This window comes from Roseburia faecis, assembly GCF_001406815.1.
In the GTDB taxonomy this organism is placed as follows: domain Bacteria; phylum Bacillota; class Clostridia; order Lachnospirales; family Lachnospiraceae; genus Roseburia; species Roseburia faecis.
Window position 1 is genome coordinate 101,164 of record NZ_CVRR01000060.1, and the last position, 25,205, is coordinate 126,368.

At 43.2% G+C, this 25,205-nt stretch carries 28 protein-coding genes and 1 pseudogene; 5 read left to right on the forward strand and 24 right to left on the reverse strand.

Translation table 11 applies throughout. From position 1 onward, the window contains the following. Window positions 1–58: 58 nt before the first annotated feature. The 12 genes and pseudogenes from M72_RS13780 to M72_RS18135 form a co-directional block, all read right to left on the reverse strand. Entirely contained in the window at window positions 59–3,193 is a 3,135-nt protein-coding gene (locus M72_RS13780; RefSeq protein WP_055068677.1) for a 3'-5' exonuclease, read from the reverse strand. Window positions 3,194–3,228: 35 nt separating this feature from the next. Next, window positions 3,229–3,417 (reverse strand): hypothetical protein, encoded by a 189-nt coding sequence (locus M72_RS16945; RefSeq protein WP_138347576.1) that lies wholly within the window; start codon window positions 3,415–3,417, stop codon window positions 3,229–3,231. Continuing rightward, window positions 3,407–4,030 carry a serine hydrolase domain-containing protein gene (locus M72_RS13785; protein ID WP_176694793.1) on the reverse strand — a complete coding sequence of 208 codons (624 nt, stop codon included), beginning with the start codon at window positions 4,028–4,030 and terminating at the stop codon, window positions 3,407–3,409. The genes M72_RS16945 and M72_RS13785 overlap by 11 nt, the downstream gene beginning before the upstream one ends. A 745-nt stretch (window positions 4,031–4,775) precedes the next feature. Next, on the reverse strand, window positions 4,776–4,919 hold the full coding sequence (locus M72_RS17990; RefSeq protein WP_176694794.1) for a hypothetical protein: 144 nt from the start codon (window positions 4,917–4,919) through the stop codon (window positions 4,776–4,778). After that, window positions 4,853–5,011, reverse strand: a pseudogene (locus M72_RS18280) (hypothetical protein); the annotation flags it as partial. The pseudogene M72_RS18280 and the gene M72_RS17990, both read right to left, overlap by 67 nt. Window positions 5,012–5,129: 118 nt before the next feature. Next, window positions 5,130–6,026 carry a LysR family transcriptional regulator gene (locus M72_RS13790; protein ID WP_055068630.1) on the reverse strand — a complete coding sequence of 299 codons (897 nt, stop codon included), beginning with the start codon at window positions 6,024–6,026 and terminating at the stop codon, window positions 5,130–5,132. 12 nt (window positions 6,027–6,038) lie between these two features. Then, window positions 6,039–7,640 (reverse strand): spermidine synthase, encoded by a 1,602-nt coding sequence (locus M72_RS13795; protein WP_055068631.1) that lies wholly within the window; start codon window positions 7,638–7,640, stop codon window positions 6,039–6,041. A gap of 14 nt (window positions 7,641–7,654) precedes the next feature. Further along, on the reverse strand, window positions 7,655–8,212 hold the full coding sequence (locus tag M72_RS13800; protein WP_055068632.1) for a DUF6033 family protein: 558 nt from the start codon (window positions 8,210–8,212) through the stop codon (window positions 7,655–7,657). Continuing rightward, window positions 8,203–8,337, reverse strand: coding sequence for a hypothetical protein (locus tag M72_RS17740; protein WP_261291838.1), 135 nt, complete (start codon window positions 8,335–8,337; stop codon window positions 8,203–8,205). Before M72_RS17740 ends, M72_RS13800 begins: the two co-directional genes overlap by 10 nt. A gap of 235 nt (window positions 8,338–8,572) precedes the next feature. After that, window positions 8,573–8,851, reverse strand: coding sequence for a DUF5688 family protein (locus tag M72_RS13805; protein ID WP_055068633.1), 279 nt, complete (start codon window positions 8,849–8,851; stop codon window positions 8,573–8,575). Between the two features lies 1 nt (window position 8,852). Further along, window positions 8,853–9,026 (reverse strand): hypothetical protein, encoded by a 174-nt coding sequence (locus M72_RS17245; protein ID WP_156337585.1) that lies wholly within the window; start codon window positions 9,024–9,026, stop codon window positions 8,853–8,855. Window positions 9,027–9,302: 276 nt separating this feature from the next. Next, entirely contained in the window at window positions 9,303–9,452 is a 150-nt protein-coding gene (locus M72_RS18135; RefSeq protein ID WP_242853350.1) for a transposon-encoded TnpW family protein, read from the reverse strand. A 224-nt stretch (window positions 9,453–9,676) separates the two neighbouring features. Between M72_RS18135 and M72_RS13810 the strand changes: the two genes are divergently transcribed. The 3 genes from M72_RS13810 (at window position 9,677) to M72_RS13820 (ending at window position 12,595) form a co-directional block, all read left to right on the forward strand. Next, window positions 9,677–10,342: a hypothetical protein gene (locus tag M72_RS13810; RefSeq protein ID WP_055068634.1), complete on the forward strand. Its 666-nt coding sequence runs from the start codon at window positions 9,677–9,679 to the stop codon at window positions 10,340–10,342. A gap of 213 nt (window positions 10,343–10,555) precedes the next feature. Then, the gene (locus M72_RS13815; protein ID WP_055068635.1) at window positions 10,556–11,464 is read left to right on the forward strand and encodes a hypothetical protein; all 909 of its coding nucleotides are present in this window, start codon (window positions 10,556–10,558) and stop codon (window positions 11,462–11,464) included. A 30-nt stretch (window positions 11,465–11,494) separates the two neighbouring features. Further along, entirely contained in the window at window positions 11,495–12,595 is a 1,101-nt protein-coding gene (locus tag M72_RS13820) for a PDDEXK nuclease domain-containing protein (protein ID WP_055068636.1), read from the forward strand. 59 nt (window positions 12,596–12,654) lie between these two features. Here the strand turns inward: M72_RS13820 and M72_RS13825 are convergent, their stop codons facing one another. From M72_RS13825 to M72_RS13835, 4 genes are all read right to left on the reverse strand, one after another. Beyond that, window positions 12,655–13,005 (reverse strand): TnpV protein, encoded by a 351-nt coding sequence (locus tag M72_RS13825; RefSeq protein WP_055068637.1) that lies wholly within the window; start codon window positions 13,003–13,005, stop codon window positions 12,655–12,657. 250 nt (window positions 13,006–13,255) lie between these two features. Continuing rightward, window positions 13,256–13,351: a hypothetical protein gene (locus M72_RS18140; RefSeq protein ID WP_334291990.1), complete on the reverse strand. Its 96-nt coding sequence runs from the start codon at window positions 13,349–13,351 to the stop codon at window positions 13,256–13,258. A gap of 130 nt (window positions 13,352–13,481) precedes the next feature. After that, entirely contained in the window at window positions 13,482–13,811 is a 330-nt protein-coding gene (locus M72_RS13830; protein WP_055068638.1) for a carboxymuconolactone decarboxylase family protein, read from the reverse strand. 3 nt (window positions 13,812–13,814) lie between these two features. After that, window positions 13,815–14,264 (reverse strand): cupin domain-containing protein, encoded by a 450-nt coding sequence (locus tag M72_RS13835; protein ID WP_055068639.1) that lies wholly within the window; start codon window positions 14,262–14,264, stop codon window positions 13,815–13,817. 124 nt (window positions 14,265–14,388) lie between these two features. Between M72_RS13835 and M72_RS13840 the strand changes: the two genes are divergently transcribed. Both M72_RS13840 and pckA read left to right on the forward strand, forming a co-directional pair. Then, complete coding sequence (locus M72_RS13840) at window positions 14,389–15,285, forward strand: LysR family transcriptional regulator (RefSeq protein WP_055068640.1); 897 nt, start codon at window positions 14,389–14,391, stop codon at window positions 15,283–15,285. A 139-nt stretch (window positions 15,286–15,424) separates the two neighbouring features. Then, window positions 15,425–17,029, forward strand: a complete 1,605-nt coding sequence (gene pckA, locus M72_RS13845; protein WP_055068641.1) for a phosphoenolpyruvate carboxykinase (ATP) — start codon at window positions 15,425–15,427, stop codon at window positions 17,027–17,029. 107 nt (window positions 17,030–17,136) lie between these two features. Here the strand turns inward: pckA and M72_RS13850 are convergent, their stop codons facing one another. The 8 genes from M72_RS13850 to rlmN all read right to left on the reverse strand — a co-directional run bounded on the left by M72_RS13850 (window position 17,137) and on the right by rlmN (window position 25,205). Then, complete coding sequence (locus tag M72_RS13850) at window positions 17,137–17,484, reverse strand: P-II family nitrogen regulator (RefSeq protein ID WP_022045760.1); 348 nt, start codon at window positions 17,482–17,484, stop codon at window positions 17,137–17,139. Between the two features lie 107 nt (window positions 17,485–17,591). Further along, the gene (locus M72_RS13855) at window positions 17,592–18,836 is read right to left on the reverse strand and encodes an ammonium transporter (protein ID WP_055068642.1); all 1,245 of its coding nucleotides are present in this window, start codon (window positions 18,834–18,836) and stop codon (window positions 17,592–17,594) included. Between the two features lie 190 nt (window positions 18,837–19,026). After that, the gene (locus tag M72_RS13860) at window positions 19,027–19,674 is read right to left on the reverse strand and encodes a thiamine diphosphokinase (protein ID WP_022045762.1); all 648 of its coding nucleotides are present in this window, start codon (window positions 19,672–19,674) and stop codon (window positions 19,027–19,029) included. Between the two features lie 3 nt (window positions 19,675–19,677). Next, on the reverse strand, window positions 19,678–20,337 hold the full coding sequence (gene rpe / locus M72_RS13865; RefSeq protein WP_055068643.1) for a ribulose-phosphate 3-epimerase: 660 nt from the start codon (window positions 20,335–20,337) through the stop codon (window positions 19,678–19,680). A 9-nt stretch (window positions 20,338–20,346) separates the two neighbouring features. After that, window positions 20,347–21,225, reverse strand: coding sequence for a ribosome small subunit-dependent GTPase A (gene rsgA / locus M72_RS13870; protein ID WP_022045764.1), 879 nt, complete (start codon window positions 21,223–21,225; stop codon window positions 20,347–20,349). Window positions 21,226–21,232: 7 nt separating this feature from the next. Then, window positions 21,233–23,338 carry a Stk1 family PASTA domain-containing Ser/Thr kinase gene (gene pknB / locus M72_RS13875; protein WP_022045765.1) on the reverse strand — a complete coding sequence of 702 codons (2,106 nt, stop codon included), beginning with the start codon at window positions 23,336–23,338 and terminating at the stop codon, window positions 21,233–21,235. A gap of 12 nt (window positions 23,339–23,350) precedes the next feature. Beyond that, complete coding sequence (locus M72_RS13880; RefSeq protein WP_022045766.1) at window positions 23,351–24,079, reverse strand: Stp1/IreP family PP2C-type Ser/Thr phosphatase; 729 nt, start codon at window positions 24,077–24,079, stop codon at window positions 23,351–23,353. A 76-nt stretch (window positions 24,080–24,155) separates the two neighbouring features. Further along, window positions 24,156–25,205 carry a dual-specificity RNA methyltransferase RlmN gene (rlmN, locus tag M72_RS13885; protein ID WP_022045767.1) on the reverse strand — a complete coding sequence of 350 codons (1,050 nt, stop codon included), beginning with the start codon at window positions 25,203–25,205 and terminating at the stop codon, window positions 24,156–24,158.

The following is a 25,205-nucleotide window of genomic DNA, read 5'->3' on the forward strand; positions in this document are numbered from 1 at the left end:
ACACGTAAATTACTAAAAGAGAAAGTTTTTCAATAAGAAAATATGGAAAAGAACAAGTCTATAAAGTTAGTTTTTTGTACATGGAAATTGTTTCTTCATTCGTCTCCCCGTAAATAAAATAATAGTCGATCTGATCCTCGCCCAGTGTACTAATGTAAGGCCCATAGGTTTTGATATTACAGAGCAAAACGGTTTCTTTAGCCGCTATCCCAAGCCCATACCCCTTCCCGGATAAAACAAGAGGCATCCGCATAGGCTTTCCTCCAAAAGAAATATACTTTGCCTTTGCACGCAGCACGAGCAGATCCGTAGAAAGAATTCCCTTTGCATTAATCTTTTCCGAAGAATCCCATTCAAAAAATTCCCAGGTCTGCTGATCCATAATCAGGCGCGGTTCCACGGAGCGTTCCTTTAACAGTACCGTCCCATCTGCTGTTTCAAATTGTATGGCACCTGTTTTTTTATCAATCACAGCACTGACTTTTTCCGTGGAAACTTTTAATGCCGTCTTTGACTCTCTGACACTCCACGAAAAAACATCCGTTGCCTCCGGTTTCCAGTAGGTATCCTTGATTTCTGTCGTCACACCTTTGACGAAACTTACCCTTATCACCTCGGGTGTCATCGGTGTCAGCCGAAGAATTCCTGCCATACTTGCAATGTCTATATGCTTTTTCGTTTTTTTGGCCCATTTCACCGTATAATTCATGCGGGAATGTCCACGTACCGGTAGCAACCGGTTATCCGGCAGATCCCCAAATGCATAAGGAGACGGATTGATCTGCGCAATCTCCGGGGCCTTCGACACCTTTGAAACCGGATGGATGACAGATTTCTCTTTCTCGGGTACTGACTTCTCCGAACCCGGATGGATGACAGGTTTCTCTTTCTTGGGTACTGACTTCTCTGAAACCGGATGGATGTCAGGTTCCTCTTCCTTCGGTGCAGACACCTCGATCCGTTCCGGACCGATATAACTTCGCGCATTGCGTTCCTTATCCGCCTCCGTCCGTCGCTGCTGCTCTATTTCTTTTTGCGTAAAGGTTTTCTTTTCATATTCCTTTGCCTTGGTCAGTGTTTCTGCTGCAAACACTTTCTGCTTTTTCTCTTTTGAAACCGGATCTGTCAGAATTCTGCTCAGATTTCCGTGATACAACACCACAAGCTCATGCAGCGCGCGGGTTGCCGCAACATACAAAAGTTTCACATGTCCGTTATCTGCCGGATATTTTTTCTGCGTCGGATCATACAAAAGAACCGCATCAAACTCCAGTCCTTTCGTGTAGGCAACCGAAAGCACCATAACACCGTCTCCAAATTCCGTAGTCCCCGGGTTACAGTCCACAATCTCCATATAAGATTTCAACTGTTCCGCCAGCTCTGCTGCCTCTTTTTCCTCACGACAGATCACCGCAATCGTTTCATATCCATCTTGCTGCCACTTCCGGATCGTGTGTACCGTCTCTTCTAAAAGCGCTGTTGCATCCGGCTGTTTCTCCACCCGCACGGCTGCTCCATGCCGGATAATCGGTTCCACCGGATACACAGCAAAATCTCCATGCCGCAAAATATCATTTGCAAATTCGGAAATTTCCACCGTATTCCGGTAACTTTTCCGCAACAGCCCAAACGCATCATACGTGCCGGTCAGCACCAGTTTCCGCAATTCCTCCCAGTCATTTAGCCCATACCGGAAATGTATGTTCTGGGAGGTATCCCCCATGATCGTGTATGTGCATCCCCGCAGACAATAGTGCAGACAGCAATATGCCATCATTCCAAAATCCTGTGCCTCATCGATGACCACATGACTGGCCTCCCGCACCGGATCAGTTTCCTTGATCCGCTTGTAAATATAGGCAAGCGCTGCAAGATCGTATACATCAAAAGAAGTTTCTGGTATATCTACTTCTTTCCCGGCAACTGCCTGCACCTGTAAGAATTCCCGGTAAAAATCGTAAATAGATGTCTTCCATTTTCCATCTCCAAAAAAAGAAGCATATTTCTTATCCAGTGCCTTTTTTACTTTTGCCGGATAGGATATTTGTTTTCCCAGAACTTCGTTTTCGTATTTGGAATATAAAACCTCGTTGAGCATAAGAATTTTGCTCTGCATGGAAAGATCCGGATGTTCCCGCAGATAAGTATTGATCAGCACATGCCCGACCAGAAGTGTCTTTGTGTTTTCCAGATAAACTTCCTCGTGTGAAATTTCCCTCTGTTCATAAGCTGCACAATATAATTCCAGATCATGAAACCACTCACGTTTTCCTTTCTGCGCATTCTTTTCATCATCTTTTTCCAGGAGGTGAAAACGATATTTCCGTTCATCCCAATCCTCATACAACAGGCGGATGAACAGCTGTTCCATCGTCATCTGTCGGATGCCATACACATCCAGTTCCGGCAATACCCCCGTAATGTAATTCAAGAGTATCCGGTTGCTCCCTATAATATAGAAATCTTCCGGCCGGAAATCATCGCTGTAATTGTATAAAATATAGGAAATACGGTGCATGGCGACGGTTGTCTTTCCCGAACCGGCTACACCCTGTACAATGATATTGGTCTTTGGCGAACGCCGGATAATCAGATTCTGTTCTTTCTGAATCGTTGCAATGATCTCACTGAGCACCGCCTTCTTGTTTTTCGCCAGATACTTTGTCAGAAGTTCATCATTTGCCACCACATCGGAATCAAAAAAATCTTTCAGATGATCATTTTCAATCTCATACGTGCGTTTCCGTTTCAGGTCAATCGTAAAGGTTCCCTCCGAACTGACGGTATACTGACATGACCCCAGACCACTCTCATAATATACCGATGCAATCGGTGCTCTCCAGTCCAATACGACCGGTTCCGAGTTATTTTTTGCAATTCCCACTCTTCCGATATAGTAAGACTCGTCCCCTTTTACATTCGGATCTTTGAAATCAATTCGTCCAAAATACGGTTTCCTGCGCGCTTTCTCATAACGCACCAGATCATACTCATTTTCCTTCAGACGCGCGGTTGCATTATTCCACAACGCCAGGCCTTCCTTATCCTGTGCCTCATACACGTCCAGCAAGTCTTCCAGATCCTCGTTCACTTTCCGGATATCTGCTCTGGCGCGTTCAAGATTTTGCTGTGCAATCCCGATAATCTCCTGCAGTTTTTGCTCTTCGGCCTCCCGCGTCAGTCCCGGAAGCATGTTTTTCTGTTCCAAATGTATTACCCTCCTGTAATTTACAGAATGTTTGAAAGACACAGGTTTCGCAACCGGCGTGTCAGGGAAAACGTGCCCGCATCTTTTTTCTGTGCTCCCATAAGGATCGTGATATCCTGTTCCGGCAGATTTGCAAAATATGCGCCCAGCCAGCCATCCCAGCCATATTCTCCCTTTACACAGATTCCCTGCTGCAATTCAGGTGCCACACATCTCCGCATAAAATTTGCATAGGTATACCCTTCCAGTCCGATCCACTGCTGCATTGCCTGCTGCTGGTTTGCCGACATACTGCCAGCTTGTCCCAGGTGCAAATACCAGTGGACATGCCGCAATTCTTTCTGCCATTTTCTGTGTGCTCACCGGGTGATCACTTTCCAGACGCGCACACGCTTCCTCAAACACTTTTGTGACTGCACGTCCACCCATGGTCTGTTCCTCCGGATATACCAGCCCGGAAGTCATCGCCAAAAGATCATGCATCAGTATTGGTCTCTCCGGTGTATACAATTTTCCGTCTCGCTCCACTTTCTGGTGTGCAAATGCCGGAAGGATATCCGCTACCGGCTCGTACAGATCAAGCATTCCTCTTTCCATCAGAATCATTGCCGCCACTGCTGTAATCGGTTTTGTCATGGAATATAACCGGAAAATAGTATTCCGTTCGATTGGTTTTTCCGCTTCCCGGTCCGCCATTCCAGCCTGTGCATAGACCAGTTCTTCATTTCCTTTTGTTATGAGAAGATTAGCACCCATGACTTCGCCGGAGGCGATGGAATGTAATATCAGATCTGTAGCCTGTTGCGTTAATTTTTTCAACATTTTTTCTCCCTGTTTCATCCCGTTTTTCACTATTTATAAAATTTTACTCTTAATTCGTAGAATGTGCAATTTATTTTACTTTAAAATTAAAAAGAAACGGTCACCATACTTTCAACTTTAAAAATACAGTGACCGTTCTACTCGGTTTCGTTATTCAATTTTTTATTCCTTTCTTTTGTAATTTAATTCTTCCAGCTCACAAATGCTTCCACCTGTTTAGAAAATTAGTGATATGTATACTCTATATTGAATAATAATCTGAAGTATGCTCTCTCGCTTTTTATAGAATGAACTTCTTCCGTACATCCTACCCTCAAATTACCTTCCGTGGTATCTTTCCGCAGTATCTTCATCTGTAAAATGTCTGTACATATCCATTGCCTTCCATCGTCTCTGTTATCCTCTACTAATAACTTTAAGAATTATTCTCATCCATTTGAAAAGGCTTTTCCTGCTGAAAACTATCAGACACTACCACACTTACCATGAAGTTTTGGATTTTACTTATCGTCCCATTGGACTGTACCTCCTCTTCTCATTCAATTCCTGCTTACTCCAAGCTTCTCTTTATTTCCAATTGGCTTCCCAACCGCTTGGTTCGATTGGAAGTCTTGTGTAATTAGGTCTTGTTTGTTTTGTTGACTGTATATTACCATATGTGTTTTGTATTGTCAACTATTTTGCTTAAAATTTTTATTTTTTCTCTTTATTTTTTATCTATCCTTAAATTGTGTATGTTTTATATTCAAATATATATTTTTAACTGAAAGTTTAAAATGCAAAAAACACGGCAAAAATCCTGATAATACAGTCCCATCTTCTTTAAGGTTTCATCGATTCCCGCCATTGCCTGCTCATATGTCTTGTGCTCTGCTGCAACTTTAGACACAACAAATAAGTCTTCTCTCGGGATTCCACAGGTGCGGACCCTTCCCCGACACCGCGCTCATTAAAATAACTCTGCGCCGTATCAATTGCACGGTATCCAACTTTAAGCGCATCGAGTACGCATCTTTCACATTCTTCCTTTGTAACCTGATAAGAAGTCTCGTTTTGTTATGCAGTATAAACCTTTAGGTTTGCGCTTATACACACATCCTTATTTGATCTGCCGGATAGCCTTTATCAATCGCTTGACCTTATCCGACGGGGTTTTCGAGTGAAGTATTCCAAACGGCATGGTGTAATCCCATTCCACCGGAATAATTTTGATCAACGGATGAACACTTTCCCAGCTTTTGAACGCAAGAAGAACCTCATTCTTATTCTCATTCTCACACCAGTTAAACGCTTCCACATTATACAGATCAAAATCTACGATGTTGATTTCCGGATGATTCCTGATCATATCATCTCTTAACCGATCTCCGTAATAACTCCAGCCTCTTTGCATGAGCATGAAATTTTCTCCCGCCAGATCATCCAATGTAATCTTTTTCTTTTCCGCCAGCCTATGATGAATCGATACCGCTACACAAAACGGTTCTCTTGAGATCTCAGTGCCGTCGCATCCTCTGAGTTTTAACATTGTTTCATCAAATATTCCGGCTACAACATCGATATTCTGCCCCAGATTTGCCAATATCTCTCTTGCATTCTCCAAGGTGTTTTCAAATGTGATCAGCTTAAACTTTATATCTGGATATAGATTCTGGATCTGTGGCCACAGATCCACAAATACCTGTGGCGGCGTCATCGGCGAGATTCCGACGCGTATCACATCGTCCGATACCTGCATTGCCTCTTTCGCCCGCTGCACCGACTCCTTGCAATACCCGATGATATATTTTGCGTCATTGTAGATCGACTGTCCGGCTTCCGTTACCACAAGCCCTCTGTGCGTCCTGTCAAAAAGCTTCATACCAAGACTTGCCTCAAGCGAATTGATCTGTTTGATGACCGCCGGAGCCGATATATACAACTGTTCCGCTGCCTTGCTGAAACTTCCCGCCTCAACAACGCACAAAAACGTATCCAACTGCGGATTATACATCATGTCCGTTTCCTCCTACAATGAATTTAACACTCCCTGGATTCCGTCACGCTCGTAGATTCCCTTATAATAGGCAACTTCCTCCTCGATCAGCTGATCGATCACCTGCATGCCGAGAAGTTCCACCGGAGCTTTATCATCCGTCAAAATATAATCGCCTTTTCCGTATGGAGTGCTATCCGCGTATACCGTCTCCATCATGTTTCTTAAATCAGCATTTGTGATCTGCTTTGTATTTGCCTGCAGATTCTCCATGATCGACGGATTGTTCGATGCAAAAAGCTCGCGGTTCGTCGTATTCGCCACATCAACCGTATACTCCGCGTCAAACACCTGACCGATCGTATCGGAGAGATACTGATTGATGTTGCCATCTCCGCTGCCGCGCATGTTCATATTTACGACCATCACGCCGTCCTCGTTCAGATGATCCTTAACCAGTGTAAAAAATTCAACGGATGACATCTGGAAAGGAATCGTGATATCCTGATAGGCATCCACCATGATCACATCGTATTTCTTATCCATCGCATTCAGATAAGCTCTGCCGTCATAGGTCGTGACCGGCACATCCTCGGAGAGTGAGAAATACTTGCGCGAAAGCTGCGTGATCTTCTCATCGATCTCCACACCTTCCACGTTCATATCCCCGAGATACTTCCGGCACTGTGTCGCATACGTTCCCGTTCCCATTCCAAGGATCAGCACATCCATATCCGATGGATTCTTATCCGCCAGCATGAGCGGTGCCGCCATCGCGTAATCATAATACATGCCTGTCAGCCTGTCCTGCTTCATATAGACCGACTGCACACCAAAAAGCACGTTGGTCGACAGTCTTACCGACGTGTCATCTTCCGATACCTGCAGATAATTGTAGACCGATTCACCCTCATAGGTGAGATTCTTCTCCCAGAATGCAAACGAATCCGAGTAACCAAGACCGCAGCACAGTGCAAAGATTACCACCGATACGATCACTTTCTTTTTGCCTGCGCGGACATTGACAAAATACACGATTGCCAGAACCAGTAGAATTCCCGAGAAGATCAGAAACGTGATAGACGTTCCGACCGCCGGAATCGTCACGAAGGTCGGCACAAACGTACCGATGATACTTCCGATCGTGTTGAATGCCCCGAGTGTACCGACTGTCTTACCGTTATCATCCAGACTGTCCACCGCATATTTTACAAGCGACGGTGTCACGGTTCCCAGTAAGAAAAGAGGAAATACAAAGATGACCATACATGCTGCAAACGCTGCAATGATCAAAAAATTATTGCTCACCGTAAAAATCAAAAGTGCCGAGATTCCGAGCACGATATATTTGCCCACCACCGGAATCAGAGCGATCCAGATCGCAGCGATCAGGATTCTCGTGTACAAGCGGTCCGGATTCGGCGACTTGTCCGCACTTCTTCCTCCGTAAATATTGCCGAGCGCCATCGCGATCATGATGGTTCCGATAATGATCGTCCAGACGATCTGCGACGAACTGAAATACGGTGCCAACAGACGGCTCGCTCCCAACTCTACTGCCATAACGGACATTCCCGCAAAAAACTCCGTCAGATACAAAAATAACTTATTCTTTAAAATTACGGTCTGTTTCATATTGCCTCCCTACTTTAAGCTGTTACGTTTATATTACAACTTAAAGTAGGGTCCAAGTCAATACTTTTCTTTTCGAGACGCTTCTGGGCTTCTTTCTTCTCTTTGATGCGTTTTTGCTTATGCATCTCTAAGATCTTTTTCTCCCACGTATCTCTCTTGTCCTTGTCCAGCTTCGTTTTTTCGCGCGACTCATCCCCGTTATCGTCTTCCGTGATCGCCCAGCCGCTCACACTGCCATCCGCATTGATGATCGTTCCTGCCGCTTTCACATGGGAACCGGCAGGCGCCCAGTCCATGGCGCCGCTTGAGATCAATTTTGCACAATCATAGATCAAAGCCTCATACTCGATCCGCTTGTCCGGATTATTCTGCATCTGTGCCAGAATAATCGGTGCGATCTGAATATTATTCGTACCTTTCTGCGAAAAAGCCTGCGTGTTTGTCGAGAAGTTCACGCCCGGGTAGCGATCCAAGAGTCCATTTAATGTCGCGGATTCTCCACTGTCCGCTTTCACTTTTGCATAACTTAGAGCTGCTTCCGACACCCAACTGTTTCCAACTTTTACTGCCATGTTTTCCCTCCTGTTATACTCTTACTGAATGTACGAATATTCGTATCATACACATCTGCGACACTTTCCTGCATCTGTGCCTTTTTTCGTGCTGCCTCCCGCTGCGCCTTCATCAGTTCCTTCATTCTCTTCCTGCATATTCTTTAACATCACTCTGTCCTCCTGTTCTTTACTGAACCAATCATAACGCTGATTCTTTAGAATTACTGTGGTGTTAATAAACAGAGATATACTCTTTATTTTAGTGATACTGTTGCATGTGCACAACCAATTTCATACTGTCCGTTTTTGTGTATGCGCTTACAAGATCATGTACGAAAAATAAGGAAGGGTGCAGTCTGTACACCCTTCCATGCAGTTTCAAATCATACAAAGCCTGTTCATTTCTCTCTCATACCGAAACGGATGATCCGACAGAATTTCATCTGCTGGAACTTCTTCCCGATTGACACTATAAACCATTTCCTGTAGCACCTGTTCATCCAGCCATGTCTTTTCTGACATGACAATTGTTTCATGTATACTACACGGTATAATGATATGATTTTCACCTGCCATGTCTGCAATAATTTTGAGAAGTCCATCATAACAGATCACACCTGCACCATTTATTCTAAAGATATTTGTCAATATCAACATGTCATCCACGCCTTCCCTGTACCGCAATCACTGGTTTTATTGAAGCCCCATCATGTACCACCAGACCCCGATAAGTATATCCATTATTCTTTTTAATCTCTTTTATCTCTATCGGGCAACCTAATTTCTTTTCCACTGCATTTTTCAACTTTTCCAAGTATTCCTCATATCTCATAGCGTCCTAACCTCCATATCTTAATTAGCAGGGAGATTATAACGCTCGGGGTCTGGGGTTCAATAGGCAAAGTGCCGGATTCTTCACTACCTATACAAATAAAAAAAGACCAACGATCCATCTTCTGAATCGTTGGTCAAATGTTGTGTCAAACTTGTGTCAACGCTATGTCTCCAAACGCTGAAACCCTTGGTATTACTAGGTCTACTCGCAAACGTATGGCATCATAGCCAAGGTTCAAGGGAGCCTTGCCATCCACGTACCATTCCTTATTTTTCAACGAATCTTGTCCGAAAAGGTATCTGTACTGTTTTCACTCGTTAATACCCTGATTTTGTAAACTATCCCACCAATCCTGCGATAAAAAAATCCAGCTTCACATGAGCCGGACTTTCTATTGCCATTATTTAGTTTTTCTGCCTCCATAATCAATCCTTGCCTTTCTCTCTGATAAAATTTATAATTGTTTCATGCTTCCGCTTCGTGTAACCGAAGCTTTTGTTTATCCATACTTCATAGCCTTTTTGCTCCTTTCTGTAATTGCTTTAGTGATAAAAAGAATTACTCTCTTCACTAATAGGAGAAATACGGCTACAAAATCGGAAGTGTTTTGAAATTATTTTTGAAAAAATTTTTAAGGACTGATTAAATTGCCAAAATATGAGGAACTAAAAGCTTTCCGCAAACAAAACTTAATACCGGAATACAACGATTCTTCCAGTGAGAAAACTATGCTGCACAGGGAAGCCCGTGCATTGGCAATCAGCCGTCTTGAAGAAAGTGCACGAACCGAGGAAGAATTCGCAAATGTTATATCGTGGTGGGATAAACTTGATGACAACAGGGAACGCAGAGAGCGGTACCATGAAATCGGACGCTCTGAAGTACCGCTTGAATGGCACGCCTCTGATTATATCCTGCCCGGTAATGCCAACTATGATATGGTGCTGTGGCAGCAGATACTTGCCGGCGATTTTATTGATTATATCTTTGATGAGCCGGATTACATCCATGAGCTTGTACGCAGTCAGGATTTATGCCTGATATTAAAGAATATGAAGGAACACCAGAAACAGCTTTTGTACTATGTGGTTGTCCGTTCATATTCCACACTCCAATACGCTGAGTTGAACGGAAAGACTGACCGCAATGTGCGTGGTGTGAGGGAAACTGCCATAAAGCAGATAAGAAAGAAATATAAGACTGCTCTTGAAACAAGGCTGCTTCATCTGCCTTGGACACTTACATTGGACGAAAAATATTTTCTTGAAAACGGGGTAAGAACTAAAGACGAAAAGAATTCTGAAAAACAGTGACTATGCTGCCTGAAATAAATAACAGGGTAATATGATACTTTTAATGTTTTGTCAAAAGAAAATTGCGTTGAAATTTCAGAATGATAACCCTTGACCTATAATGTGTAATCGAATAGAATTGTTAATAGATTACAGTTTCTTTATATAGAAGTTATACGAATTGAATTTCAGACGATTGCTCTGATTCCAGTGAAATCAGATTGGAGGCTTTTCATGAAAAATCTATTTGAACATACCAGTTCCCCATGGATACGGTACAGCAGTTATGAATACCGTACCGCCGAGGATGGGACTTTATATATTGTAGTATCTGCGGATGCCAAACCAGAAATGTATAATCCTATGAAAGATGCAGAATCACTTGTACTGGATGCTGTCAATATCGGTTTGCAGGTCATGCATAAAGCACCAGAAGATGAACTGAAAAGTATGGTTCTTCGTTTCATCAATTCCTACGGATTTTTAGGCTTTATGACTGCACTTCCGACAACTGCGGAATTTATCACCTATGAATCTGTATATCTTCCAAAAAACCATTTTATTAAAGAAGAATCTCTATCAACAGAAAGTTATCTCGATTATTTTTATCCATTTGATAAGATGGATTTTCACAAAAAAGGGGTAGAATCAAGTTGGTCGGTATCCGACAAGGATGGCATTGCAATCGCACTTGCAACGGGAAAGAATCCACAGGCTGTTACGATGAGTTTTCAGAAGGAATATGCAGAACGCTATGACTGGCTGGTGAAAGAATTTTCCGACTGGGCGTTTACCTTTACTACAAGCTTCTTATATTATTTGGACTATGACCGTCTGGACGAACAGACAAAAAACCTGTATCGTCAGGGTATGTCTGCATTTGGCGGCATATCCCCGACTTACCATATCGCATTAGCGGAAACTACCCCGGTTATCGTATGGAACTTCCATTCCCTGCTCGTCATGATCCAGATGTGCTTCTCTTTTATGCTTACGGATTCTGACTGCGATATGAAACTGTGTAAGCACTGTGGCAGGGCATTTATCGCAAGCCGTAAGGGAAATGAGTTCTGCTCTCCGAAATGCAAGAATCAGTATAATGTCTATAAAACAAGGGCTAAGAAAAATAAAACAGATGAATAATGAATAAATGACATATCTGGAGGAAATACTATGGACAATATGATTAGAATTGATAAAGATTATGTCGAATGGCTGAAACATGTTAAAAAAAGATTTAAAAATACACAAATAAAAGCATCTATCAAGGTTAATGACGAGTTGCTTAGGTTCTACTGGTCAATCGGCAAGGATATCGTTAACATGCAGGCTGAAAGCAAATGGGGCGGTGCTTTTTTTGAAACTTTAAGTGAAGATTTAAAAAAGATGTTCCCAGGTGCAAAAGGATTTTCAACCACTAATTTGAGATACATGAAAAGATACTACAATTTATTTGGTGAAATTCTGCCCCAACTTGGGGCAGAATTACCGGAGGCTACAAATCTGCCTCAAGTTGGGGCAGAAATATATGCCATTCCATGGGGACATATAAAATTAATTGTTGATAAATGCAAAGATGAACCCGAAAAAGCAATGTTCTTCGTTGATGAAGTAATAAAGAATAACTGGTCAAGAGCTGTTCTTCTAAACTTCCTTGACACTAATCTATATGAACGCCAAGGCAAGGCAATAAGTAATTTTCAAACAACACTACCGGCTTACACCGGTGATTTAGCTCAGGAAATAACAAAAGATCCTTACAATTTTGATTTTATTGCTTTAAATCGTGACTATAACGAAAAAGAATTAAAAGATGCCCTGACCGAAAAGGTTATGAATCTTTTAATTGAAATGGGAAAAGGGTTCGCCTTTGTCGGTCGAGAATACCCTTTACCTATAGAAGGCACAGAGGAATATATTGATTTGTTATTCTACCATCTAAACCTACATTGTTATGTCGTAGTAGAGGTCAAAATAAAAGAATTCAAATCTCGTGATATTGGTCAGATAGGTACTTATATAAACATTGTTGACGATATTGTCAAAATGGATTCCGATGGAAAAACTATTGGCTTGATCATCTGCAAAGAAAAAAATAATGTATTAGCCAAATATGCTGTTAACAGTTCCAACGAACCAATAGCAATTTCAGCATACGAATTATCGAATTTCTTACCAGAAAATCTTGCAACATTACTGCCTTCAACGGATGAGCTGGAATCTCGATTACTGCTAGATGAAGCAGTCAATGAGAATGATAATAACAACCAATAGCTCCATTCTCGTATATATGGTAAGACAAAGCAGGAACCATGACGATTCCTGCTTTATTCTTATCTATAAATCAGATCATGCAACACTACTTCCTCTGCTCTGCTCCGGATGTTATTCATCTTCCGCACCCATCCAAGCTGATCTACTGACTTCAAATGCTCCGTCACACCTTCACGCTCAGCCATTCTTACCGTAAGCATATCCATCATGTCATTGCATTCCATATCTACTTCTTCCAGATGTTTCCACAATTTTTCCGTAAGAACCAGATGTGTATACATGGCATGATGATTTTCAAACAAATACCTCTGTCGCATTCTGCCATATTTGCCAATCTGATAATTGCTTCCATCTTCCAATTCCAAATCTGGAATCAATACATCGCCTTCCCAATGATATGTTAACTCCATACGCTGCTCCTTCCTTTGTGCTAAATGTTTACAGTTTCAGTTAAAAGAGTATCACCTTCTTAATACACCATCTGCAATCTATCATTCACCACAAATGAGCCAGCCGCCTATGTTGTGTTATATCCGCGAACAATGAGCCAAGCTGACACGCTGGCGTGTCAATTTGGCGAATGTCGCGAGAGTCAAATGCTTGCATTTGACTAGCAGATGGAGGTTTCCGCTAAAAACACTGTTTTGGGAAATCTGACATCTACACTTCACAACATATCACTTCATTGCCGTACGCCTGCGCCGTATCAATCATGCGATAACCAATTTTTACGGCTTCTCTTACCGCTTCTGCCACTTTGCTATCATCGATAAACCAGGTACCGAGTCCTAATTTGGGGATTTTAATTCCGTTTTTCCAGTGTATATGTATTTTCTAACATGTTTTTCTTCCTTTCAATGTATATTTTATATTTATTTATACTTCCCTATTTTTCCTCATTCCATACTTCTTTTGCCATGCGGAACACTGCCCATGCTTTCGGCCATCCGCAATAAAACGCTGCATGTGTAACGATCTCTGCTATTTCCTCTTTGGTAATACCATTTGCCTTTGCACTCTGCAGATGATATTTGAATGATTCATCGGTAAGTCCCTGTGCCATCAGTGCCACAACCGTCACAAGGGAACGGTCACGCAGGGAAAGCTGTTCTTCTCTGCTCCACACTTCACCAAAAAGCACATCATCATTCAATTCTGCAAACTTTGGTGCAAACTCTCCCAACTGTGTTCTTCCTGCTGTCTGTTTTACTGCCATAATTTAAAACCTCTCTATTTTAGCACTGTTATATTGCTCATCCGTTACCGGCTCACACCACTCATTGCTGCAGTTTTCTCCCGGACATTCCACCGCAATATGACTGAACCAGGAATCTGCTGCCGCTCCGTGATAATGCTTTACACCCGGTTTAATATATACCACATCCCCCGGATGCAGAATCTGCGGCTCTTTGCCCCACTCCTGATATACACCCTCGCCGGCGGTACAGACAAGGATCTGTCCACCACCTTTGTCTGCGTGATGAATATGCCAGTTATTCCGGCATCCCGGCTCAAATGTGACATTTGCCATAAAAACCGGACATTCTTTCGGATCGGTCAACGGATTCAAAAAGGAATCTCCGACAAAATACTGCGCATATGCATCATTCGGTGCTCCGATTCCAAAGGCATCTGCCTGTTCAAATGCTGCTCTTTCTTCGTACTTCATACTTTTAAATCTCCCTTATTCTTTTCTTAGTTGTATTTTAACCGCGCTTTTCTTGACGTAGAAGAATCGATATTATAATATCGTATTAACTTATAAGCAATACATATGAGGAGGTATTTTCCATATGTTCAATCATTTACTCACTGTTTTTGTCTGTGCCGCTGACTGCGGAAGTTTTAACAAAGCAGCGGAAAAACTTTATCTGTCCGCACCTTCTGTCATGAAACAGGTAAACGCATTGGAAAAACAGCTGGACATGAAACTGTTTCACCGCACTAACCAGGGACTGCATCTGACCCCCGCCGGTCAGGTGATCTACCGCCATGCCAAATACCTTTTTTCTTATTCCCGGAATGCCATCGCGGAAGCCCGTGCCGCTGCCAGCCTTTCTGAAAAAACGTTTTGTATCGGAAGTTCGCTTCTCAATCCGTGCAAACCTTTTATGGATCTGTGGTACAAAGTAAATGCTTCGTTTCCGGGTTACCGGCTGCACATTGTTCCTTTTGAGGACGACCATCAGGGCATTCTTACCGAAATTTCCTCCCTGGGCAAAAAATTTGATTTTCTCATCGGAGTCTGTGACTCTGCGCTCTGGCTGGACCGCTGTAACTTTCTGCCTCTCGGCACTTATCAGCACTGCATTTCTATGTCGCGTGAACACCGGCTGGCGTCAAAAAAACGCCTGCGCATCGAAGATCTCTATGGAGAAACACTTATGATGGTAAAACAAGGCGATTCCGATACCGTCGATGCAATCCGCGCCGAGATTTTGAAGCATCCACAGATTCACATTGCAGATGCTCCGCAGTTTTACGATATTGAGGTATTTAACCAGTGTGAACAGTCCCAGAACCTCATGGTCACAATTGAATGCTGGAAAGATGTCCATCCGGCTCTTGTAACACTCCCTGTTGACTGGGACCACCCGATCCCTTACGGAATTCTCTATGCCAAAGAACCGGATGCCGATGTAACACACTTCATTGAAACCGTGAAAAAAGTACAGGAAAAAAACATGTGACCAAATTCCCCCAAAATTTCAAAAACGGGAAAATTTCATACAAATTTTATTGATTTTATTGGGTAATTATGTATAATACTAAATTAGGGAAAAAGGAATTTTTTCTTACTATACTATAAAGAAAGAGGTTTAAATCAAGATGGCAGAAATCAATTTAAGCAAGTATGGTATCACCGGTACCACAGAAATCGTTCACAACCCTTCTTATGAGAAATTATTCGAAGAAGAGACAAAAGCTGGCCTTGAAGGATATGAAGTTGGTCAGGAGACAGAGCTTGGTGCAGTTAACGTAATGACTGGTATCTACACCGGACGTTCTCCAAAAGACAAATATATCGTTATGGACAATAACTCAAAGGACACTGTATGGTGGACATCTGATGAGTACAAGAACGACAACCACCCAATGACAGAGGACACATGGGCAGTTGTTAAGGATATTGCAAAGAAAGAGCTCTGCAACAAGAGACTTTTCGTTGTAGATGCATTCTGTGGTGCAAACAAAGACACCCGTATGGCTATCCGTTTCATCGTAGAGGTAGCTTGGCAGGCACATTTCGTAACAAACATGTTCATCAAGCCTTCCGCTGAAGAACTTGAGAATTTCGAGCCTGATTTCGTAGTATACAATGCTTCTAAGGCTAAAGTTGCAAACTACAAAGAGTTAGGATTAAACTCTGAGACATGTGTAGCTTTCAACATCACAAGCAAAGAGCAGGTTATCATCAATACATGGTACGGCGGAGAAATGAAGAAAGGTATGTTCTCTATGATGAACTACTTCCTTCCACTCAAGGGTATGGCTTCTATGCACTGCTCCGCAAACACAGATTTAGATGGCAAGAATACAGCAATCTTCTTCGGTCTGTCTGGAACAGGAAAGACTACACTTTCTACAGATCCTAAGCGTCTCCTGATCGGTGATGATGAGCACGGCTGGGATGACAACGGCGTTTTCAACTTTGAAGGTGGATGCTATGCTAAGGTTATCAACCTGGATAAGGATTCTGAGCCAGATATCTACAACGCAATCAGAAGAGATGCTCTTCTTGAGAACGTAACTGTAGATGCAAACGGCAAGATCGATTTCGCAGACAAGAGCGTTACCGAGAACACTCGTGTTTCTTACCCAATCGATCATATCAAGAATATCGTACGTCCAATCTCTTCTGCTCCAGCAGCAAAGAACGTAATCTTCCTGTCAGCAGATGCTTTCGGAGTACTTCCTCCAGTATCTATTCTGACTCCAGAGCAGACACAGTACTACTTCCTTTCCGGATTTACTGCAAAGCTTGCTGGTACAGAGCGTGGAATTACTGAGCCTACACCTACATTCTCTGCTTGCTTCGGACAGGCATTCCTTGAGTTACATCCTACAAAGTATGCTGAGGAACTCGTTAAGAAGATGCAGAAGAGCGGCGCTAAGGCTTACCTCGTAAATACCGGATGGAACGGATCCGGAAAGCGTATCTCTATCAAAGATACCCGTGGAATCATCGATGCAATCTTAAACGGAGATATCAACAACGTTCCTACTAAGAAGATTCCTTACTTCGATTTCGAAGTACCAACCGAATTAAACGGTGTAGATACAGGAATTCTTGATCCTCGTGATACTTATGCTGATGCTTCTGAGTGGGAGACAAAGGCTAAGGATCTTGCAGCAAGATTCATCAAGAACTTCTCCAAGTATGAAGGAAATGCAGCTGGTAAGGCACTGGTTTCTGCTGGTCCTCAGTTATAATTTCCCTGTATCAGGTAAATTCGATATGCAAAAAGAGCATCCCATGTGGATGCTCTTTTTATTGTTTACCAAAACCAAAACTCAATGCTGTAGATTCTGTTAAAAATCTAATTTAAGGCGTCAGCCCCGCTCTCTCTGGTACGGATCTTTGTAGCAGTACGGATCTCATAGCTGAAAATCTTTCCATCCCCGACTTCTCCGGTAAATGCAGCCTTCTGAATGGCATCAATGGTCGCTTTCTCCCATTCCTCGGACGATACCACAATCTCAAACTTAATCTTCGGCTGCATCATAACATCTACTTCTGTACCACGCACTCTCTTTTTATATCCCCTCTGTGCACCGCATCCCATCACTTGTGATACGGTGATACCATTCACATCAATCGCGTTTAATGCTTCCTTTACATCCTCAAAAACTTCTTCCCGGACGATTGCTTCCACTTTTATCATCATAAGCTTCTTTTTTCTCCTTATACATGATTATTTTATACTACCAGATTTATCTCTGTCTCGAAATAACTGACGGATCCATTATAACATACGAGGTCTGTTTCTGGGACTTATGAATCCAGACCATTAAATGTCGGATACGCACTCTCTCCATGCTGCGAAATATCCAGACCAACTTTTTCTGCTTTTTCATCTACACGAAGCTCCGTAAACAATCTTACAATGCCAAGGCAGACCAGTGTACCGACAATCGCCACGGCAACTGTCACAACAATTCCAATAATCTGTGCAACAAATAAACGGTAATTTCCAAAAAACAGTCCATCCCAGCGGGCGACCGGATTGATAGAATGTTTTGCAAACAATCCGGTTGCAATTCCTCCCCAGACTCCTCCGATGCCATGGCAGCCAAATGCATCGAGTGCATCATCAATCTTTAATTTTCCTTTCAACAGGGAAATGGTACCACAGCAGATCGGGCTGACCAGTGCTCCAATGATAATTGCCGACCAGATCGGAACAAATCCAGCTCCCGGTGTAATTGCAACCAATCCAACAACCAGACCGGTAGAGGCACCTACCAGGGTAGGCTTTCCATCCTTGATCACATCAATAAACATCCAGGACATCATGGCGCTTGCACTGGCAAGTGCAGTTGTCATAAATGCATGTGCTGCCAGTCCGTTTGCTGCCAATGCACTTCCTGCGTTAAATCCAAACCATCCAAACCATAAAATAAATGCTCCGAGTGCTACAAACGGAATGTTATGTACCCGGTATGCCGTCTGTTCATATCCTCTTCGCCTGCCAAGGATAATGGAAAATACCAGTGCACTGACACCGGAACTGATATGTACCACATTTCCTCCGGCAAAATCAACCGATCCGATCTCTGCAAGAAATCCTCCCTGTCCCCATACCATGTGCGCCATTGGGTAGTATACAATGACGGACCAGAACATAATAAATAAAAACAATGCCTTAAATTTTACACGACCCACAAGGGAACCCGTGATCAAAGCCGGCGTAATCATGGCAAACATCATCTGAAATGCAATATAAACCAGATGCGGTATCGTCGACGCATATGGACCTGCTTCATTCATTTTAATTCCATGCAATCCAAACCACCGGAAATCTCCAATAATTCCTGCATGATTTCCACCAAAAGACAGTGAATATCCAAACAATACCCACATGACAACCGACAATCCCATAATCGCTGCGCATGCCATCATGGTGCTGACGACATTCTTTCTTCGCACCAGTCCTCCATAGAAAAAGGCTAATCCAGGTGTCATAAAAAACACCAGAGCTGAACATATCAGCATAAATCCCGTATCCCCTGCGTTCATCTAATCTTCCTCCATTCTTTTATACTTTTAAACGCAAAAAAGGCGTCAAAAGAATTCTCTTTTGACACCTTCGTCGTAATAATCATAGCAGACTTATTACTCCAATGCAAGCATTTTTCCATAATATTTGCTATTTTTTATGGTACAAATTACTTCTTTCGTACCATTTTTCCGTCATTTCATAAAATCTTCAATCTTTTGATTCAATTACAATAAGTTGTCCGGAAGATAAAGAAATTGACGCTTCATCTGAAACAATTTCATTGCTGATTCCGAGAGAATTAAATCCTCCCATCGTATAATCCGTAAGCGGATACTTTAATCCACGCAGGGTAACACCACTTACTTTTTCAGAAAATGGAATCAAAGAAACATACTTTCCATACTGCTCCGCTTTCCGGATCGTCAACGGCTGATTAATCATGCGGATACGATTATGTTCATCGACCAGGCTGATCTTTATCTGTTCCTCCAGACCAATACCAAGCAGACTGATATTGCCCAGTACATGATCAATTCTGGTACCGGTTGCACCAATGACCACAATCTCCATTGCACCTCTGCGAATGGCCTCCCGGATCGCATATTCCGTGTCGGTATCATCCTTTTCCGGATTCAGCATGCACACCTCGATCTGCTCTTTGTCATGAAAATATTCAAGGGTATCCGGATTTACCGAATCAAAATCCCCCACTATGATATCCGGCAGAATATGATCCCGATACAATGCTTCCATTCCCGCATCTGCCGCTAATATGACATCAAATCCTCCATTTTTTACAATCCAGGTTAAAAAACCTTCCTTCACTTCTCCCCCGGAAACAATTAAATACTTCATCTTCTACCCCTGCCTTTGCAACTTTTCCAGAAATGCTTCCACATTCTTTTCGATCTCTCCCTTGAAAACCGCAGAACCTGCCACAATTATGTTGGCTCCTGCATCCATGGCTTCTTCCACATTTTCCAGATTAATTCCCCCATCTACTTCAATATCGGTCTTACATCCGGACTGCTTCACAAGATTTCTCGCTTCACACACTTTATCTAACGTATACGGAATCAGTTTCTGTCCTCCGAATCCCGGATTAACGGTCATGATAAGAAGCATGTCCACCTTCGGAAGAATATATCGGACAGTTTCCAGCGGAGTGGCCGGATTTAATGCCACACCGGCCAGAACTCCCTTTTCCCTGATTGCCTCCACTGTGCGGTCAAGATGCCTGCATGCTTCTGCATGGACCGTAATAATATCCGCTCCCGCGTCAACAAAATCATCTATATAGCGAATCGGTTCCTCAATCATCAGATGGACATCAAAAATCCGATCGGTACATTTACGAATGGAACGAATGATCGGAAATGCAAACGAAATACTCGGAACAAACATTCCATCCATAACATCGATGTGTACATATTCCGCACCTGCCTGATCCAGCAACCGAATCTGTTCTCCCAGATTAGCAAAATCTGCCGATAAAATTGACGGTGATAAACAGTTCATTGATTCCTCCTAATACTTGCGCATATTCTTCATTTCCTGATAAAGCTGCACGTAATTGTCATACCTCACCTGCGATATTTTTCCTTCTGCAAGTGCAGTCTTAACGCCACAATCCGGCTCTCCGATGTGACTGCATCCGATAAATCTGCATCCAGGCTCAAAACGCACGAACTCCGGATAACATGTCCACAGATCCTCTTTGGAAAATCCGGGCAGATCCATAGAACTAAACCCCGGAGTATCCATAATATAGGTGTTTTCCGCAATTGGTATAATCTGCGAATGGCGTGTCGTATGTTTTCCCCGCTCAATCTTGTCACTGATTCCTCCGGTCTGCATCTGCACCGCATCCTGCAGATCATTGATCAGCGAAGATTTTCCTACTCCGGACGGTCCTGCCACTGCCGTCATCTTTCCCTGCAACACAGATTTGAGTTTTTCCACATTTTCCTGTGTCTTTGCACTTGTAAAGAGCAGCTCATACCCCGCCAGTTCATAAATTTTTCGTAATACTTCTCTTTGTTCTTCCGTCACCAGATCGCATTTGTTAAAGCAGATCGTAACCGGAACTTTCTGATATTCCATCATACACAAAAAGCGATCCAGCAGATTAAAATTCGGGTCCGGTTTTGCAGCCGCGAAAATTACGAGTGCCATATCGATATTTGCCACTGCGGGGCGGATCAGTTCCCTGGTACGTGGAAGAATTTTTTCTACATTTCCAATCTTTTTTTCTTCATCCAGTACAACGATTTCCACATCATCACCCACGAGAGGTTTGATCTTCTGATTACGGAAAATTCCTTTTGCCTTACATTCATAAATTCCGGTTTCTGCCACGTGAACGTAGTAGAAACCGGAAATTCCTTTTACAATCTTTCCCTTCATATATTACCTACTGTTTTGAAAAGCTGACAGAATGTGTTTCTGTCTTTGTAGACGTATCGGAAAGACCTTCATCATCTATTTCTTCAATGCTCCAGGTAATCGTCACTTTACCGGACTCACATGCCATATCGGATGCCCCGATCGTAAGAGAACCATCGACATCACTGGTTCCGCTTGCATAGGTCGTGCCATCACTTCCCGTCAGTGTATAAGTTGCACTGACTGCTCCTTCCGGTGCTGCATATGACTTTGAGAATTTATAGCTGTAATTTATCTCTTCCGGTCCCTTGCTTACCGTAATCGTTACCGTTGTATCTGCCGGCACAATCTTGCCGGATGCTACACTCTGTGAAATTACCTGACCTGCTTTGACAGAATCACTGTATTCTTCTTTCACTGCAACTTTTAAGCCAGCCTTCTGCAAAGCCGCCTGTGCATCTTTCTTGGAGTGACCCTGAACAGATGGCACCGTACTAGACTTCTTTCCCTGACTGATCACAATCGTAACCGTACTTCCCTCCTGTGCATTTCCGCCTCTCGGGCTCTGGGAAACAACCTTTCCTGCATCTACGGAATCATCATATTTGTATGTTTTGGACACTTTAAATCCGGCAGCCGAAAGGGTAGAAGAAGCATCTTTTTCCAGTTTTCCAACTACATTTGGAACCGGAACATCGTTCTGCTCACTCTGACTCTCCGAATCTGTGAAATCCACATTTTCGGTTCCGGCAACAATTACATTGATTGTCGTTCCGGCAGATACTTCAGAACCACCAACCGGGTCCTGATTCAGAACGGTTCCTTCCGGCTGATCCGACTTCTGCTCCTGAATAACAAACATATACAGCCCCTGTGCTTCCAGTTCAGACTGTGCCTCCTCCTGTAACTTTCCGCATACATTCTGTACCATGACAGGCTGTTCACTTTCTGTCTGTGTCTGTGTCTGCGTCTGTGTCTGCGTCTGCGTTTCTGTATTCTTTGATGAATTACTGCCAAAACGGAATAAGCCAAAGAAACTTCCCACAAGGTAAATAATCACTGCAAGGATTACAACAAACACCACAATTCCCATGATGGTCATTGCCTTATCCATCTTCGGACTGAGTCCTTCGTTTTCGTCCTCATCCTCATCGTCCTCATCCTCATCCGGATCATAGGAAGATTCCAGCTTGGAAGCGTGCCTGTCTTCTTTTGGCTCCACCCCGTGTTCTTTGATCTGCTTTAATTCTTCCCCACTGATGACCTTGGTCTTTCCATTGTCCACAAGCGGAGCAATCACAACAAAATCCTCATCCGGATGTACCAGCGATCTGCGCAGGTCCGCCAGCAGATCTCCAATGGTCTGGTAACGGCGGTCCGCATTCTTCTGTGTACATTTTAAGATAATCTTCTCCATGCTGATCGGCAGATTCTTTGCATAAACACTTGGAGGTGTCATCTCTTCCTGCAGATGCTGAATAGCGACTGCAACCGTTGTATCTCCGTCAAAAGGTACACGTCCGGTTACCATTTCATACATAACAATACCCAGAGAATAAATATCGCTTCTTCCGTCTACAAACCCGTTTCTCGCCTGCTCCGGAGAAGAATAATGAACCGATCCCATCACATCCGAGCTGACGGTATTGGAAGATGCGGCTCTGGCAATACCAAAGTCCATGACCTTGACTTTTCCCTCTGTGGAGATCATGATATTCTGCGGTTTGATATCCCGATGGATGATCTGTTTGTTGTGGGCAGCTTCAATACCTCTTGCTACCTGAATGGCAATACTGACGGCTTCCTTAAAGGATAACTGTCCTTTCTTTTCAATGTATGTCTTAAGTGTGATTCCCTCAACATATTCCATGACGATATAATGAAGCCCCTCTTCGCTTCCTACATCATAGATATTTACAATATTTGGATGCTCCAGCCCTGCTGCTGACTGTGCCTCCGTGCGAAATTTTGCTACAAATCCACGATCTTCCGAAAATTCCGGTTTTAATACTTTTATTGCCACAAAACGGCCAAGCACATGATCCTTTGCTTTATAAACATCGGACATTCCGCCTGCACCAATCTTACTTACGATTTCATAGCGATCTGCTAAATACGTCCCAACTGTTAACATTCTTTCACCTCATCAAGAAAATGGTTCTATAATCATTACTGTAATATTGTCTTTTCCACCGTTGTCATTTGCAGTTTTTACAAGAAGTCCGGCGCGTTCCTCAATGGAAGCATCCCGCAGAATAATACTGCAGATTTCTTCGTCTTCCACCATATTCGTGAGTCCGTCCGTACAGATTAAGATGTGGTCATCTTTCTTTAATTCCACTTCAAAAAAATCTGCCTCTACTTCTTCCCCTGCACCGACTGCGCGGGTGATAATATTTTTGTCCGGGTGCTCACGTGCTTCCTTTGCACCTACTTCACCGATCCTGACCATCTCTGCCACAAGAGAATGATCCCTCGTGATCTGCCGGATGCCATCCGTACCGATGATATACAGTCTGCTGTCTCCGACATTTGCAACATAAAGCCGTCCGTCAATAATGGTGGCTGCAACAAGTGTCGTCCCCATACCTTTTTTCGCTTCATCTTCTGCAGCTTCTGTGATCAGAAGTCTGTTTGCAGTTGTTATTGCCTCTTTTAAAATTGTAACTGGTTCTTCTCCCGAACTCCGGGACACGGATGCAACGATGCGCTGCGTTGTGTAACGCGATGCGTAATCTCCTGCCTTGTGTCCCCCCATGCCATCTGCAACAATGTACAGATTCGGGAGATTCCCAACGGGTTCATCCGACGCGAAAAAATAATCCTGATTCATTTCACGAAGAATGCCTGTATCCGTTATGGAATACGTCTTCATCCGCTTTATCCTTTCTCAATTACATGTAATATACATACTCTTCCATCATCTGTCTATCTTAGCACATGACTTTTCGTTATGCAAGTCTCTGATTCTCTTTGTACTTGCGCCTTAATTGTCCGCAGGCACCATCAATATCACGCCCCATCTCACGGCGTACTGTCACCGTTAAACCACTCCGTTCCAGTTTCTCCTTAAAAGCTTCGATGACATGTGCATTTGACTGCACATAATCCCGCTCCCTGATCGGATTCACCGGAATCAGATTTACATGACAGTTCATCCCGTGGATCAGTTCCGTCAGTTCTTTTGCATCTTCTTTTGTATCATTGACACCACCTACCAGACTGTACTCAAACGTCACACGTCTGCCGGTCTGTTCAAAATAATACCTGCAGGCATCAATTACTTCATGAATGTCATATTTGTTCGCCACCGGCATCAGCTCCAGACGTTTTTTCTGGTTGGAAGCATGTAAAGATAATGCCAGCGTAATCGCAAGTTTTTTATCCGCCAGTTCCCGCATCCGCGGAACAATTCCGCAGGTGGAAACAGTCAGGTTTCTCTGGCTGATGTGAAGTCCGTTCTCATCCGTCAGCAAAGTGATAAATTTTACCAGATTATCAAAATTATCCATCGGTTCCCCGGTGCCCATGACAACAACATTCGAAATCCGCTCTCCGATATCCTTACCAATCTGATAGATCTGATCCAGCATTTCCGCCGGTGCAAGTCCTCTCACCAGTCCGTCCAGTGTTGATGCACAGAACCGGCATCCCATCCGACAGCCGACCTGTGAAGAAATACATACGGAATTTCCGTGCTTATATTTCATCAGCACACTCTCAATGACATTTCCGTCTTCCAGTAAAAACAGATATTTGCGGGTTCCATCCAGTTTTGAAATCTGTACCTGTTCTTTTCTGAGTGTGATGATCCTGCAGGTCTCATCCAGTCTCTCCCGCAAGGTTTTGGAAAGATTCGTCATCTCCTCAAAGCTTTCCACCTGCCGCACATGCAACCACTCATATACCTGCTTTGCACGAAACGCTTTCTCCCCCATATCGGAAAAAAAGGTTTTTAATTCTTCCAGATCCATGGACTTAATATCTGTCTTTTCACTCAT

Bases quoted from the DNA above. Each gene is read 5' to 3' on its own strand.
- M72_RS13780 (WP_055068677.1), bottom strand. From the start codon at position 3,193: ATGCTTCCGGGACTGACGCGGGAGGCCGAAGAGCAAAAACTGCAGGAG.
- M72_RS13785 (WP_176694793.1), bottom strand. From the start codon at position 4,030: ATGTTGAAAAAATTAACGCAACAGGCTACAGATCTGATATTACATTCC.
- M72_RS13790 (WP_055068630.1), bottom strand. From the start codon at position 6,026: ATGATGTATAATCCGCAGTTGGATACGTTTTTGTGCGTTGTTGAGGCG.
- M72_RS13795 (WP_055068631.1), bottom strand. From the start codon at position 7,640: ATGAAACAGACCGTAATTTTAAAGAATAAGTTATTTTTGTATCTGACG.
- M72_RS13800 (WP_055068632.1), bottom strand. From the start codon at position 8,212: ATGGCAGTAAAAGTTGGAAACAGTTGGGTGTCGGAAGCAGCTCTAAGT.
- M72_RS17740 (WP_261291838.1), bottom strand. From the start codon at position 8,337: ATGAAGGAACTGATGAAGGCGCAGCGGGAGGCAGCACGAAAAAAGGCA.
- M72_RS13805 (WP_055068633.1), bottom strand. From the start codon at position 8,851: ATGTTGATATTGACAAATATCTTTAGAATAAATGGTGCAGGTGTGATC.
- M72_RS17245 (WP_156337585.1), bottom strand. From the start codon at position 9,026: ATGAGATATGAGGAATACTTGGAAAAGTTGAAAAATGCAGTGGAAAAG.
- M72_RS18135 (WP_242853350.1), bottom strand. From the start codon at position 9,452: ATGGAGGCAGAAAAACTAAATAATGGCAATAGAAAGTCCGGCTCATGT.
- M72_RS13815 (WP_055068635.1), top strand. From the start codon at position 10,556: ATGAAAAATCTATTTGAACATACCAGTTCCCCATGGATACGGTACAGC.
- M72_RS13820 (WP_055068636.1), top strand. From the start codon at position 11,495: ATGGACAATATGATTAGAATTGATAAAGATTATGTCGAATGGCTGAAA.
- M72_RS13825 (WP_055068637.1), bottom strand. From the start codon at position 13,005: ATGGAGTTAACATATCATTGGGAAGGCGATGTATTGATTCCAGATTTG.
- M72_RS13830 (WP_055068638.1), bottom strand. From the start codon at position 13,811: ATGGCAGTAAAACAGACAGCAGGAAGAACACAGTTGGGAGAGTTTGCA.
- M72_RS13835 (WP_055068639.1), bottom strand. From the start codon at position 14,264: ATGAAGTACGAAGAAAGAGCAGCATTTGAACAGGCAGATGCCTTTGGA.
- M72_RS13840 (WP_055068640.1), top strand. From the start codon at position 14,389: ATGTTCAATCATTTACTCACTGTTTTTGTCTGTGCCGCTGACTGCGGA.
- pckA (WP_055068641.1), top strand. From the start codon at position 15,425: ATGGCAGAAATCAATTTAAGCAAGTATGGTATCACCGGTACCACAGAA.
- M72_RS13850 (WP_022045760.1), bottom strand. From the start codon at position 17,484: ATGATGATAAAAGTGGAAGCAATCGTCCGGGAAGAAGTTTTTGAGGAT.
- M72_RS13855 (WP_055068642.1), bottom strand. From the start codon at position 18,836: ATGAACGCAGGGGATACGGGATTTATGCTGATATGTTCAGCTCTGGTG.
- M72_RS13860 (WP_022045762.1), bottom strand. From the start codon at position 19,674: ATGAAGTATTTAATTGTTTCCGGGGGAGAAGTGAAGGAAGGTTTTTTA.
- rpe (WP_055068643.1), bottom strand. From the start codon at position 20,337: ATGAACTGTTTATCACCGTCAATTTTATCGGCAGATTTTGCTAATCTG.
- rsgA (WP_022045764.1), bottom strand. From the start codon at position 21,225: ATGAAGGGAAAGATTGTAAAAGGAATTTCCGGTTTCTACTACGTTCAC.
- pknB (WP_022045765.1), bottom strand. From the start codon at position 23,338: ATGTTAACAGTTGGGACGTATTTAGCAGATCGCTATGAAATCGTAAGT.
- M72_RS13880 (WP_022045766.1), bottom strand. From the start codon at position 24,079: ATGAAGACGTATTCCATAACGGATACAGGCATTCTTCGTGAAATGAAT.
- rlmN (WP_022045767.1), bottom strand. From the start codon at position 25,205: ATGAGTGAAAAGACAGATATTAAGTCCATGGATCTGGAAGAATTAAAA.